Source organism: Brevibacterium sp. 1718 (assembly GCF_051131255.1).
GTDB classification, from domain to species: domain Bacteria; phylum Actinomycetota; class Actinomycetes; order Actinomycetales; family Brevibacteriaceae; genus Brevibacterium; species Brevibacterium sediminis.
Genome location: NZ_CP186550.1, coordinates 1,168,436 through 1,181,679, shown reverse-complemented (window position 1 = coordinate 1,181,679; position 13,244 = coordinate 1,168,436). Strand labels below are relative to the sequence as shown.

Annotated in this window: 9 protein-coding genes and 1 tRNA gene; 5 read left to right on the top strand and 5 right to left on the bottom strand. The window is 64.8% G+C overall.

All coding sequences use genetic code 11. The features are described 5' to 3' along the window. Positions 1–45: 45 nt before the first annotated feature. Both ACOZ9V_RS05110 and ACOZ9V_RS05105 read left to right on the top strand, forming a co-directional pair. Positions 46–726 carry a DUF2848 domain-containing protein gene (locus ACOZ9V_RS05110; protein WP_434594231.1) on the top strand — a complete coding sequence of 227 codons (681 nt, stop codon included), beginning with the start codon at positions 46–48 and terminating at the stop codon, positions 724–726. Positions 727–803: 77 nt separating this feature from the next. Then, positions 804–1,283, top strand: coding sequence for an ureidoglycolate lyase (locus ACOZ9V_RS05105; protein ID WP_434594228.1), 480 nt, complete (start codon positions 804–806; stop codon positions 1,281–1,283). An 84-nt stretch (positions 1,284–1,367) separates the two neighbouring features. Here ACOZ9V_RS05105 and ACOZ9V_RS05100 read toward each other — a convergent pair. Then, positions 1,368–1,440: transfer RNA gene (locus tag ACOZ9V_RS05100), tRNA-Thr, on the bottom strand. 210 nt (positions 1,441–1,650) lie between these two features. Here ACOZ9V_RS05100 and ACOZ9V_RS05095 point away from each other — a divergent pair. Beyond that, positions 1,651–2,769: a M20/M25/M40 family metallo-hydrolase gene (locus ACOZ9V_RS05095; RefSeq protein WP_434594226.1), complete on the top strand. Its 1,119-nt coding sequence runs from the start codon at positions 1,651–1,653 to the stop codon at positions 2,767–2,769. Between the two features lie 41 nt (positions 2,770–2,810). Here the strand turns inward: ACOZ9V_RS05095 and ACOZ9V_RS05090 are convergent, their stop codons facing one another. Both ACOZ9V_RS05090 and tmk read right to left on the bottom strand, forming a co-directional pair. Next, on the bottom strand, positions 2,811–3,968 hold the full coding sequence (locus tag ACOZ9V_RS05090) for a DNA polymerase III subunit delta' (protein ID WP_434594223.1): 1,158 nt from the start codon (positions 3,966–3,968) through the stop codon (positions 2,811–2,813). Position 3,969: 1 nt separating this feature from the next. Beyond that, complete coding sequence (gene tmk / locus ACOZ9V_RS05085; protein WP_434594220.1) at positions 3,970–6,858, bottom strand: dTMP kinase; 2,889 nt, start codon at positions 6,856–6,858, stop codon at positions 3,970–3,972. 130 nt (positions 6,859–6,988) lie between these two features. Here tmk and ACOZ9V_RS05080 point away from each other — a divergent pair, with 130 nt between their 5' ends. Both ACOZ9V_RS05080 and ACOZ9V_RS05075 read left to right on the top strand, forming a co-directional pair. Continuing rightward, the gene (locus ACOZ9V_RS05080; RefSeq protein WP_434595354.1) at positions 6,989–7,723 is read left to right on the top strand and encodes a lipoate--protein ligase family protein; all 735 of its coding nucleotides are present in this window, start codon (positions 6,989–6,991) and stop codon (positions 7,721–7,723) included. Between the two features lie 93 nt (positions 7,724–7,816). Beyond that, entirely contained in the window at positions 7,817–8,311 is a 495-nt protein-coding gene (locus ACOZ9V_RS05075) for a GNAT family N-acetyltransferase (RefSeq protein ID WP_434594217.1), read from the top strand. Between the two features lie 250 nt (positions 8,312–8,561). Here the strand turns inward: ACOZ9V_RS05075 and topA are convergent, their stop codons facing one another. Then, positions 8,562–11,393: a type I DNA topoisomerase gene (gene topA, locus ACOZ9V_RS05070; RefSeq protein ID WP_434594214.1), complete on the bottom strand. Its 2,832-nt coding sequence runs from the start codon at positions 11,391–11,393 to the stop codon at positions 8,562–8,564. Between the two features lie 168 nt (positions 11,394–11,561). Next, positions 11,562–13,220 (bottom strand): methyltransferase, encoded by a 1,659-nt coding sequence (locus ACOZ9V_RS05065; RefSeq protein ID WP_434594211.1) that lies wholly within the window; start codon positions 13,218–13,220, stop codon positions 11,562–11,564. Positions 13,221–13,244 lie beyond the last annotated feature (24 nt).

Here is a 13,244-nt window from a genome sequence, read left to right as displayed (position 1 = left end):
GACAACATCACGTGAAAACTCATCGACGACAAGGAAGAACACACGATGCTCACCTTCGAACTCCCGGACAAGACCACCGTTGACGTACACGTCGACAGGCTTCTCAACGCGGGCTATGCCGGTCGAAACCAAGAAGCGGTTCAGCATCACATTGACGAGTTGGCCGCTCTCGGAGTACCTGGCCCCAGCCAGGTGCCCGCCCTATATCCCGTGTCTCCTTACCTTGCTCAGCAGGCTGAGACCGTGACGGTACAGCACGGAAAATCCTCTGGAGAGGCGGAATGGGCGCTGGTCGTATCGGACCGCGGCGTACTCATCACCGCAGCCAGCGATCAGACCGATCGCGACCTCGAAGTGTATGGAGTGGCATGGAGCAAGAACGCTGCACCGAACATTCTGGCCAAGCGTGCATGGGTCTATGAGGAAATTGCCGATCACATCGACGAGATCCACATCGAGTCCTTCGTCACTGATGCGGGTGGCGTCGAATCACAGCTTCAGGATGGAAGCTTCGCCGATCTGCTGCCTCCGAGCTATTGGCTGGACGAACTCAAGGCCAAGGAGGTCGCGCAGCCGGGCACCGTCCTCATCTCTGGCACCATCCCCATGGCCGAAGGTGTTGACCAGTTCGCCTCACGCTGGCGAGTGCGCCTGTTCGACCCGCGCACCGAGGACAGCATCGAAATGTCCTACACCGTGGAAAAGATGCCTGAGCCGGTCGGGTGAAGTGAACCATGAAGCCTCCTTCTCGCTCTCACGTGAGCTTGGGCCGGCGCGAGAACTCCGACCTCGCGGAGGACGGAATGCTTGAGCTGACGCCGGAAGCCTTCGCGCCATTCGGCAGGGTGATGGATTTCCACGCCCAGCAGGTGCCCGGTTCGTCAGCATTCCTGTCAGCAGCGACGTCGTTCTTCCGTGCTTCCCTTTTCGAACCAGGTGTCGGCGGAACGACCGATCTGCTGTGGGTATCTTACGACCGCGCAGAGCCACCGGAGGATTTCGAAGCGCATCTGCTCACGGAGCAGGCGCTCATTCCGATCACCGGTACGATCGTCCAGCACTTGTTCCGCGACGATGTCGACAACGGTACGGTCACTCGGTTTCTGGTCCGCCCGGGGCAGGGAATCGTCATGTCTCCAGGCAGCTTTCACACGACGACGTCCGTCGATGGCGAAGCGCTGTGTCTGATGGTCAGCCGAGTGAGCACCTCTGACGACCTCAGCCGCAGCTTGCAGACGGGTTGCCAAGCAAGTGAGACCGCCTTCGCTCGGCCTCCTGGCTGAGAGGGTCTGCGCCCAACAGGCGTTGCGGCCACGAGAAAGCCCCTCCCGCACCAGAGTCTGTCCTGGTGGGAGGGGCTGTTGCCGAGCCGCCTGCGGGAATCGAACCCGCGACCTATTCATTACGAGTGAATCGCTCTGCCGACTGAGCTAAGGCGGCAACCGAACCAACTTTAGCCAACTTCTCTGCCAGCGGTCAAAACGACGATCACCCTCCAGGGCGGTTCCGGCAGAGAGCTTCGTCACCCCCTCGCCGGAAGGCGACAAATGACCACCTGGCCCGCCTTTACGCGGGTGCCGCCGGGCCGCATCTCGGCACCCGTTAACCTTGAAAGGAGAGTTGGCTGACAAGCGAGAAGGTGAGACATCCATGGCAGAGTTCGACTCCGACGACTTCATGAGTGATTTCCAGGCGCTCATCGAATGCGAGTCGTTCTCCAACGACCTCTCTTCCCTGGCCCGCAGTGCCCGGCTCGTCTCGCGAATCGGCACCGGAATGCTCGGTGCCGCACCTCAGATCATCGAGACCGACGGCCACCCGCATGTGCTGTGGCGCTTCGGAAACGGACCGCGCAAGGTCGTGCTCATCGGCCACCACGACACCGTCTGGCCGACGGGAACGCTCGCTGATTTTCCGTATTCGGTCAAGGACGGAGTTGTTCGCGGACCCGGCGCCGATGACATGAAGGGCGGACTGCTCATCGCCATCTACGCGTTGGCGAAGGTCCGCGCCGAGCTCGGCCATCTCGATGGCGTCAGCCTCCTCATCACTGCCGACGAAGAACTCGGTTCCCCTGGTTCCCGGCAGATCATCGAAGACGAAGCGCGCGGGGCGAAGGCCGCCCTCTTGTTCGAAAGCGGTGCCGCCGACGGTGCCGTCAAGATCGCTCGCAAAGGCGTGGCGATCTACCAGCTCGAAGTCACCGGTCTGGCATCGCATGCCGGAGTAGAACCGGAGAAGGGCATCAACGCCACCATCGAAGTGGCCAACCAGGTCATCGAGATCGCTGCACTGCACAAACCCTCTGTCGGGACCTCTGTAGTCCCGACCGTGATGACCAGCGGATCGACCACGAACACCGTACCGGCCAAAGCCGTCGTCGGCATCGACTCCAGGGCAGCCTCGGCGGATGAACAGGTGCGCATCGATGAGGCTCTGCGCGCCCTGACGCCCAGCGTGGCCGGTGCGAAGATCGAACTCAAAGGCGGAATCAACCGCGCCCCGCTCGAAGAGGACATGGCGATGGGCCTGTATGCCCGTGCCCAACGACTGGCAGGACGACTCGGGCATCCCCCGCTGCGGTCAGTCGCAGTCGGCGGCGGGTCGGACGGCAACTTCACCGCCGGAGTCGGGACGCCGACCCTCGACGGCCTCGGCACCGTCGGCGGAGGTTCCCACGCCCGGACCGAACACGCTCTGCAGATCTGGATTCCCCGCCGCATCGAACTCACCGCAGCACTCATTGCAGAACTCCTCGGCGACGACTGAGCGTCTTCGGCCATTCCCCCGGCGCGCCCAACCGTCGGCGATCAGAGTGCGCCCGTGCGGTCCTCTTGCAGCCAGGGGTTCGACAGCAGCACGAAGGCTGCTTCGACGATGAGCACGGGCGACATGTTCGTCTGCAGGCGCTGCCGGGCCTCGGTGATCGCATCGATGCGCAGCAGAGTGGTGTCGGGGCCGTCCCGGTTCGCCTGTTCGGCGATGAGATCGACTTCGCCGGCGTTGATCCACCCGTCTCGGATCCCCAGCTGGTACATGAGGATGTCACGGTAGAGGCTCATGAGCTCGAGGAAGATCCGGTCGAGCTCATCGTTGCGGGCCCGCACCGAACGGCGCTTCTGCTCTTCCTCGAGCTTTCTGATCTGCGCTCTGGCCGCGGGCGGAATCGTCTTCTCCCCTTCGACCCCCAATGTGGTCAGAAGCTGAGTCCGCTCGGCGGCATTGCGCTCTTCGACTCGTGACTTCGCGGTCTCTGCCGCTGCGTCGACGATGCGACCGGCCAAACGTATCGTCGCCCCCACCGAGGTGAGTTTGCCCGGGATGGCGAGGATCTGTTTGCGTTCGGCGTCGGCCGACTCGTTGAGCGCCAGGTATTTCGCGCGCCCGATGTGGTTCTGAGCCACGGCCGCAGCCCAATGGGCACGATCCTCCGAGACACTGTCTCGCTGCATCAACAGCTGTGCCACGGCCTCCCGAGAAGGAATACGCAGGCGTACCGGGCGACACCGCGATCGGATGGTGGTCAGCACATCGATCGGGCTCGGTGCACACAGCAGCCACACAGTTCCCGGAGGAGGTTCTTCGATGGCTTTGAGCAGCACGTTCGCCGTCCGCTCCATCATCCGATCGGCATCTTCGATGATGACGACACGCCATTTCGAGTTCACCGGCGACGACTGAGCCTTGGATACGAGTTCGCGGACCTCTTCGATCGAGATGACCGACTTCTGCGTCGACATGATCGTCAGCGACTCGTGATGTCCCGACAGCACCCTGGCGGTCACGTCGTTCGATTCGGTGCCACCGGAGATCAGGGCCGCGGCGAAGGCCCGAGCCGCATTGGATCGTCCTGAGCCGGGAGGACCGGTGAACAGCCACGCATGGGTCATCGCCGCCGGGTTGTCCAGGGCATAGCCGAGCTGGGTGATGACGTCATCCTGGCCGACGAGTTCGTCGAAGACGCTCACTTCAGGAATCCTCCGGGTTGGTGAAGCGGCGGTTGCTGCGTTCACGCTGCCTGCGCAGACGTTCCCGAGCCTGCCGTTCGATCTCGGCTTGCGCCTGCAGCCGTTCACGGCTCATCTCCCGGGCACTGCGGACCGGCAGCACGGTAGTCTCCGCATCCCCGGCATCGGCCGAGTCCTCGTCTGCGTCAACCGCACCTGCCTCGGCACTCGAATCGGCCCGGTGAACGACACGGGTTTCGGCGTCTTCGGGATCGACACGGTTGACGATGCGGGTTTCCGCGTCTTCATCCGTGGCGATTCGGTCCGTCGGCACACCATCGGCATCGTCGCTGTCATCAATGATCGCGTCGGAGTTGGTTCCATGGGTCGGCAGCACCGTGGTGGCATCATCCTCGTCGGATCGGCGCGCACCCTTCTGCTCGAGGAACGACAGGAGCTCCTCCTCGTCATTCTCCGAATCCCGGTCCGCGGCCTCACCGGCGACCCCCGGAGCACTGGTAGCACCGGATGGTTCCTCACTCGCCGAGGCGGTCGGATCCTCTCGCAGATCCGCTCCGAGGTCGACGCGTTTGGTGGGAACAGCACCCGAGATCTCGGCCTCGGCGTCGGTGACCGCAGAGGGAACGAAGCGATCGCCGGAGGCGGGGACGAAACGCGGTCCGCGTTCGTGCATCTCGTCTTCGCCGCGCGTATCGCGTTCGTCGGTGTCGTCCGCATTGGTGTCATCCTCGGCGGAGCCATCTGCCGTATCCCGGCTGTCGACAGAGTCGTCTGCAGTCTCAGGTGCACCGTCCACTTCTGCGGAGGAGTCGGGAGAGGATGTTTCGTCTTTGTCGTCGTCAGGCACGGTTCCGGCGGCCACGGCAGCGATCGGCACGGAGCTGCGTTCCGGGCCGCTGTCGGGCTCAGCATTCGATGTTGAGGCGGGGGCCGCCTCGGTGCCGGTGTCGCGCTTGACCAGGGTCTGCGGAAGCCGAGCGCGGATGGCCGCGAGGATCTGCTCGGTGAGTTCATCGGCGTCGACCGAGGCGTCGAGGACGACATACCGGTCGAGTTCCTTGTGTGCGCGGGACAGGTAGGTCTGGCGCACGCGCTGGTGGAACTGCTGGTTCTCGTCGTCGAGGTAGTTGCTGTCGCCACGCTTGCCCATCCGCTCGGCCGCGACCTCGGGTTCGATGTCGAGGACGATCGTCAGGTTCGGCACGAGCCCCTGGGTGGCCCACCGACTCAGCGCGAGGATCGTCTTCTCGTCGAAGCTGCGACCGGCTGCCTGGTAGGCGATCGTCGAATCGATGTACCGGTCGGTGATGACGATGTTTCCGGCGTCGAGGCTGGGGTCGACCAGGGATGCCACATGGTGGGCACGGTCAGCGGCGAAGAGCAGGGCTTCGGTGCGCGAGCTCGGCGGGTCGGAGTCGAAGAGAACAGAACGGATCTTCGTGCCCAGTTCGGTGCCGCCGGGTTCGCGAGTGGCCTCCACGTGATAGCCGTCATCGGCCAGAGCCGCGGAGATGCGTTTGATCTGTGTGGTCTTGCCGGAACCATCTCCGCCTTCGATGGCGATGAAGAATCCGGCGCCGAGGCGTTCGGCCGAGTTCCCGAGTCCGCCGGCCGCAGTCTCCGGCTGGCTGGGCGGGCGGAATCCGTGGACGATGTCGACGGACAGCCCCTGCAGTCTGTGCGGGTCGAAGGTGAAGAGTCCGATGACTCCGGCGACCAGGGCGGCGATGCCGAAGATGAGGAACGCGACGTCGCTGGGAGCCAGGATCCAGTCAGGACTTGAACCGACTTCGACCGTGCCGCCGAGATCGAGGGCGTTGATCACCAAGGCCAGACCGGCGCCCGCGACGGCACCGTAGCGGCGGGAGAAGTCATAGGGCTGAGCGCGCACGCCGATGCCGACGAGGAACGCGATCGCGGCCGAGAGCACGACCTTGCCGGAGAGTTCGTTGATGGCGCCGGTGGCGAGCAGCAGCACACCGGAGACGAGCAGAGCGAAAGTGGACACACGCGGACGGGACATTCCGGGGGCGAAGGTCGGCCCCATCTCGAATCCGACGGCCCACCCGACGAGGCAGCAGGCGATGATGAGCGCGAAACCGGCCTGACCATAGCCGTGGCCGATCGCCGTCGGCTGGGCAAGCATGAAGGTCGCGCCGAGGACGGCGAAGAGGCCGATGCACACCCACGGATTCGCGATCGCCTCGGCGGGGCGGGCGACCCGGGCCTTGAGTTCGGGGAACTGCCCGGTCGTCGCAGACTCTGCGTGCAGGGCACGTTCGGGGGTGAGGAAGATGATAACGGAACCGGCGGCCATGCCGATGCCCACCAGCAGGGACACCCAGCCGAGCGCTTGAGTTCCCGCTGCAGAGCCGCCGAGGATCTGGAAGGCACAGGAGACGAAGACGAGGACGGCCGCGGGAATGCCGACACGGCGCCACGGCTTCTCGTGTCTGAAGGGGTTGATGCTCATGAGCAGACCGACCACGGCGCCGAGGAACAGGGCCGCGACCCAGGTCAGCCACGCGCTGGGAGCCAGGCTGAGGACGACGAGAAGTGCGGCTTCGACGATCGCTGAGATACTCAGAGCTGTCTTGCGCACCGCCGGCGGTCGGGAGGCGAAGACCTTGGCCGGGATGAAGAGACCTGCGCAGGAGAGGGCGAAGACGATGAGCAGCGACAGACTGCCCATCTGATTGTCGAATCCTCCGGCGCTGAGAGACTCTCCCATGGCGGTGTAGGCGCGTCCGCCCACCGTCGCGACGAGTCCGCTGGTTCCTGCCACGACGTAGCTGATCGCGACAAGAACGATCAGGGCACCCCAGGCGGCGGTCTCGGTGACCAGGCGGCCGGGGGCTCCGGGCAGTCGGTGTCCTGTAGTCGTCAACATGCTCACAGCCCTACACTATCTGGCCGAACTGACATATCTCTTGGAAACGAGTGCGATCTGCGACAACCCGAACCCGACCGGGGCCTGCCGATCCTCTACCCTTGAACTCGTGCACACAGACTCACTGGCGATGACTACGGTGGCGGCGGAAGGCTTTGGCCCCGTGGAGGAACTCGCATTCGCCCGCGTCCTCCTCGATTCGGTCAAGGCCGGACGCCGCGGAGCGACTCTGCGGATGTACCGACCGGCCCCGACCTTGGCGTTCGGTGCCAGGGATCGTTTCCTGCCCGGCTTCGCCGCCGCCATCGAAGCGGCCCGGGATCACGGTTTCACGCCTGCCCTGCGCAGCCTCGGCGGGCGCGCGGCCGCATACCATCCGGGTTCGCTGGTCATCGATCACATCGAACCGAGTGATTCATTCATCACGAACACCAACGCACGGTTCACCGGTTTCGGCCAGGACTATGTCGAGGTGCTGCGCGGGCTGGGCATCGATGCCCGCCTCGGCGAGATTCCCGGCGAATACTGTCCCGGTGAACACAGCGTCAACGTGGCCGGGCGGATCAAGGCGATCGGCACCGCCCAACGTGTGGTCTCCGGTGCCTGGCTGTTCTCGTCGTCCGTCGTCGTCGAGGACCCGGATCCGATCCGCGCGGTACTCACCGATGTCGAAGCCGCTCTCGGAATCGACTGGGATCCGTCCACGGGCGGATCGATCAGCGAGGTCCATCCGGAGGTGACGATCGATTCCGTCGCCGAGGCGTTCGCCGCTTTCTACGCCGACGCGAATCCGGATTCGCCCCTGTCCCCCACCGCCGAGGAGCTGGCCGAGGTGGCCGCCCACGCGGACAAGCACCGGCTGTGAGGTCGGCGAAAGCTGTGGTCGGCACAGGCCGGGACAGCGCGCGAACCGCGGAGACTGAATTCCTTTGACCGAACGACTTTGGGAGCACACACCATGACCGTCACCATTCGTGAAGCAGAACGCTCTGATCTGCCCGAGATCCTGCGGCTCGTCCGCGCGCTGGCCGTCTACGAGAAGGAACCGGATGCGGTCGAGGCCACCGAGGCGGATTTCGCGGCAGTGATGTTCCCCGACGGTGGTCATGCGAACACGTTCGGTCTCGTGGCCGAGTCGGGCGGCGAGGTCATCGGCATCGCGATCTGGTTCCATTCGTTCTCGACCTGGACGGGCAGGAACGGCATCTGGCTCGAGGACCTCTTCGTCTTGCCCGAACATCGCGGCTCGGGAGCCGGAAAGGCGCTGCTCGGCCGGCTGGCGCAGATCTGCCAGGAGCGCGGACTGACGCGGCTCGAATGGTGCGTGCTCAAATGGAACACCCCGTCCATCGGGTTCTACGAATCGCTGGGTGCGAAGCCGCAGGTCGAGTGGGAGACCTACCGACTCGACGGCCAGGCACTCACGGACTTCGCAGATTCGTCGCGCGGCTGATCGCGCCCCTGAGGCACTGCTGTCCACGTCCCAGAAGCACTGGAGTACGTGGCCGGCGCCGGCAAACGGCGATTGTTGGGTCGATCCACGGTGTTTTCGACGTCGGAAACACCGTGGATCGACCCAACAATCACGGGCCACGGGGTGTCACAGCCGACGGGAGAAGAAACGACTTTCGCCACCTGCCGGACCATCAGGCAGGTGGCGAAAGCAGTGACAGGTGAACGCCGCGGGCTCGGCGGACGTCGACTCAGGGAGTCTTCGGCTTGGCCGTGCTCGTCTTCTTCGCAGCCGTAGTTCTCGCCGCCGTGGACTTCGACGCAGTCGACTTGGAAGCCGTCGTCTTCTTCGCGGCGGTGGTCTTCGACGCGGTGGTCTTCGACGTAGTCGTCTTGGCGGCCGTAGTCTTCTTCGCAGTCGATTTCTTGGCGGGGGCCTTCTTTGCCGGAGCCTTCTTCTTCGCCGGCCCCTTCGCGCGCTTCTCAGCGAGCAGAGTCGCGGCGCGTTCGAGCGTCACGGCTTCGACGGAGTCGTCCTTGCGCAGGGTCGCATTCGTCTCACCGTCGGTGACATACGGTCCGAAGCGACCGTCCTTGACGACGACGGGCTTCTTCGTCTCCGGGTCCTCGCCGAGTTCCTTCAGCGGTGCCGCGGCCCGACGACCGCCGCGCTGCTTCGGCTCGGAGTAGATCTTCAGCGCCTCTTCGAGGGTGATGTTGAAGATCTGCTCCTCATCGGTCAGGGAGCGGGAGTCGGTTCCCTTCTTCAGGTACGGTCCGTATCGGCCGTTCTGCGCGGTGATGTCCGTGCCCTCTTCGTCCTGTCCGACCACGCGCGGCAGGCTGAGCAGCTTGAGCGCGGTCTCGAGGTCGATCGAGTTCAGATCCATCGACTTGAACAGGGAACCTGTGCGCGGCTTCGGCTTCTTCGCGCCGCGCTTCGGCTTCTCCTCGGGTTCGGGCAGCACCTCGGAGACATAGGGTCCGAAACGACCGTTCTTCGCCACGATGGTGTGTCCGGTCTCCGGGTCGACGCCGAGCTCGCGGTCGCCGTCGCCTTGGGATTCGATGAGTTCGGCTGCTTTCGCCGCTGTCAGCTCATCGGGTGCCAGATCGTCGGGGACGGAGACCCGCTTCGGGTCCTCTCCATCCTTCTCCGAGGCGACTTCGAGGTAGGGACCGTAGCGGCCCACACGCAGGTTCACGCCCTCGCTGATGGCGACGGTGTTGACCTCGCGGGCATCGATATCGCCGAGGTCGTCGACGATGGCTTTGAGTCCTTCACGGTCCTGGGTCTTGTCACCGAAATAGAATCCGGCCAACCAGTCGTTGCGATCCTCCTCGCCCATCGCGATCCGGTCGAGTTCGGATTCGAGGTCAGCGGTGAACGCATAGTCGACCAGACCGGTGAAGTGCTCTTCGAGCAGGCGGACGACAGAGAACGCCAACCAGCTGGGCACCAATGCATTGCCGCGAGTGGTCACATAGCCGCGGTCCTGGATGACGGAGATCGTCGCAGCATAGGTCGAGGGTCGGCCGATGCCGAGCTCTTCGAGCTGCTTGACCAGGCTGGCTTCGGTGAAGCGCGGCGGCGGAGCGGTGGTGTGGCCGTCGGCTTCGGCCTTGACGACCGACAGCGATTGGCCCTCTTCGACCTGCGGCAGCCGCGATTCTCCGGACTTCGTGTCGTAGCGGGACGCGTCCTGGCCCTCTTCATAGGCGGCAAGGAACCCGCGGAAGGTGATGACGGTGCCGCTGGCGCTGAAACCGGCCTCGTGGCCGTCGGCGAGAGCAGCGCTGACCTTGATCGTCGCGGTCTTGCCCTTCGCGTCGGCCATCTGGCTGGCGACGGTGCGCTTCCAGATGAGGTCGTAGAGACGGAACTCGTCGCCGTTGAGCTGCTTGGACACCTGTGCCGGGGTGCGGAAGGAGTCACCGGCGGGACGGATCGCCTCGTGGGCCTCCTGCGCCGATTTCTGCTTGCTCGCGTACTGGCGCGGCGACTGCGGAACGAATTCGGGACCGTAGAGTTCGGTCACCTGCTTGCGGGCGGCAGCGATGGCCTGACCCGACAGCGCCGAGGAGTCGGTACGCATATAGGTGATGTAGCCGTGCTCGTACAGCGACTGAGCGGTGCGCATGGCCTGACGAGCGCTCATGCGCAGTTTGCGTCCGGCTTCCTGCTGCAGGGTCGAGGTCGTGAAGGGTGCGGCCGGGCGCCGGGAGTACGGCTTCGACTCCACCGCGGTCACCGTCAGCGCATCCTTGGCGCTGCCGTTCAGCTCCGTGGCCAACGACTCCGCTCGCGCCTGGTCGACGATCGTCGCCGAGGTGTTCTTCAGCTCGCCCTTGTCGTTGAAGTCACGGCCGCTGGCCACTCGCGATCCGTCGAGTGTGGTGAGATTCGCAGCGAACGGGTTCGTCCCGTCCGGCAGACCGAGATCGATATCGAGGTCCCAGTAGTCAGCGGGCACGAAGGCCATGCGTTCGCGTTCGCGTTCGACGACGAGGCGGGTGGCCACGGACTGCACACGTCCGGCCGAGAGCCCCGCACGGATCTTGCGCCACAGCACGGGTGAGACCTCGTAGCCGTAGAGACGGTCGAGGATGCGGCGGGTCTCCTGCGCGTCGACGAGCGAGGAATCGATATCGCGGGTGTTCTCCAGGGCCCGTTCGATCGCCTCAGGCGTGATCTCGTGGAAGACCATGCGCTTGACCGGAATCTTCGGTTTGAGGACTTCGAGCAGATGCCAGGCGATGGCCTCTCCCTCGCGGTCCTCATCCGTTGCCAGATAGAGTTCGTCGGCGTCCTTGAGCAGACGCTTGAGTTCGGTGACCTTCTTCTTCTTGCCCGGATCGATCCGATAATAGGGATCGAAGTTGTTGTCGACGTCGACAGCGAACTTTCCGTACGGCCCCTTCTTCATATCGGCGGGCAGCTCCGAAGGGGTGGGCAGGTCGCGGATATGACCGACGGAGGCCTCGACGTCATAACCGTCGCCGAGGTATCCCACAATCGTTCGCGCCTTCGTCGGAGACTCGACGATGACGAGGCGACGGGGCTTCTTCTCGGTTGTGGTCACGCTTTCACATTCCTCTCACGGCATCAGCTGCCCGCTGCAACGGACGATCCGGCCCAATGTAACACTGTTGAACGGACACGTTCCTCATCGGCACTTGCGGCCCGGATGCTGCCCGGACCTCGTCCGATCTCGGCTCGGACACGGGGTCAACGGTTTCCGATCCTATCCCTATTCCGCCGACGTCCCAGTCGTCGAGGTCCCGATCGAACCGCCGTCGGGCAGCAGTGCACCCGCCGCGCACAGGGCTCTGACCTGCGCCACGAGCTGATCTTCCAGAGCCGTGGGATCGACCTCGAGAAGCTGGGCCAAGGCCCCGGCCGTCTGTCGCAGGGTCAGCGTCCCATCCGCGACGGACACGAATCCGGCCAGTGCCGTGTCGAGGTCGAAGACCTGCCCGAAGCCGATCCCCTGTTCCAAGGTGATCGAGTTGGGTTCCGGCGCCCCGGGAAGGAAATGGCGATGTTCGACGAGGTCCGGAGAGCGTGTGAAAGCAGTCGCGGCGATCTCCTCCGGTCCGGCCGCTGCCAGCCACGACCGGATCGCGATGATCGTGGTGAGGAACTCTGCGAGTCCGTGCGGATTGTTCGCCGGCGCCGAGGTGACTCTGACCCGGGTCTTGAACACTCCCTCGGCCGTCTCCAACGGTCCGCGGTCGACGTCCGAGGTGACGTCGCCGATCGCGGGATCTTCGGTACCAATCGTTGGCACATCGTTATCGGACTTCGCGATCAGCACGTACCCGAAGACGACTTCGTCCACAGCTCTGGTGGCGAAGTCGTCGAGCCATGCGGCGACTGCGTCGTTCCAGGCGGTGCTGGCGCGAGGGATCCCGCTGTCGCGGATCCAGGTCTCGGCGTAGGCGATGGGGTCCAGGGCTTCGCGTTCGATGACGAACACCGACGTGTCGTCATCGCTGACCCAGGACTCCGGTCCTTCGTCCTTCCCCGAGGCGGCTTCCCAGTTTCCGAGGCAGACGCTGCGTCCGCCCGGGGTGAGGTTCTCAGGGATCCGGGTGAAGAGCTCCCGAACGAGTCGGTCCCCAGTCATTCCGCCATCTCGGTATTCGAAGGTGGTGTCCGTGCTGCGCGGGGTGATCACGAACGGCGGATTCGACACGAGCAGATCCACGGGTTCCTGCAATGGTTCGAGAAGCGAGCCGTGCCGGAATTCGATCGTCGTCACACCGTTGAGTCCGGCCGAGAGTTCGGCCAGACGCAGGGCCCGGTGGGAGATGTCGGTGGCGATGACTCGGTCGCTGTGGCGGGTCAGCAGCAGAGCTTGGATTCCGCAGCCGGTGCCGATGTCGGCGGCCACCCCGACGTGGTCGCGCGGGGTGATCGACACCAGTGTCCGGCCGGCTCCGCCGAGTCCGAGTACGAACTCGCTGTCGAGGACATCCGGTGTGGTCAGGGTGCCGTGGTCGGCCACGAGGTAGAGGTTCTCGTCCCCGGGACGGAAGCCGCGGGGAACACCCACGGGAAGTTCATAGGGGGTCAGGGCGAAGGGGGCGGTCACCTCGTCGTCGTCCACGGTGATCAGCCCCGCCTCGGCGGCGGTGTCGAAGGACTCCCCCAGCAGGGCGCGGACCTGGGCGACCGGGACTGTGCGGTGGAAGTGGAAGAGCAGCGCCGCGCTGGCCATGGCACGGTCGGCGGCCGTCGACGACTGGTCCGCCAGCGTCCGGGCGCAGTGGTGGATGGCGGGTGCGGCGTTGTTGCGCAGCAGCGCCTCCGAGGTCGGACCACCCCAGAACTGGCGCAGCCGTGGTTCGGTGTATCCGGAACGGTAGAGGGTCTCGCCCAGGTGGGCCAACGGCAGATCAGTCACAGAAGAATCCTAGCGACTGCGCCA

Bases quoted from the DNA above. Each gene is read 5' to 3' on its own strand.
- ACOZ9V_RS05110 (WP_434594231.1), top strand. From the start codon at position 46: ATGCTCACCTTCGAACTCCCGGACAAGACCACCGTTGACGTACACGTC.
- ACOZ9V_RS05105 (WP_434594228.1), top strand. From the start codon at position 804: ATGCTTGAGCTGACGCCGGAAGCCTTCGCGCCATTCGGCAGGGTGATG.
- ACOZ9V_RS05095 (WP_434594226.1), top strand. From the start codon at position 1,651: ATGGCAGAGTTCGACTCCGACGACTTCATGAGTGATTTCCAGGCGCTC.
- tmk (WP_434594220.1), bottom strand. From the start codon at position 6,858: ATGTTGACGACTACAGGACACCGACTGCCCGGAGCCCCCGGCCGCCTG.
- ACOZ9V_RS05080 (WP_434595354.1), top strand. From the start codon at position 6,989: ATGACTACGGTGGCGGCGGAAGGCTTTGGCCCCGTGGAGGAACTCGCA.
- ACOZ9V_RS05075 (WP_434594217.1), top strand. From the start codon at position 7,817: ATGACCGTCACCATTCGTGAAGCAGAACGCTCTGATCTGCCCGAGATC.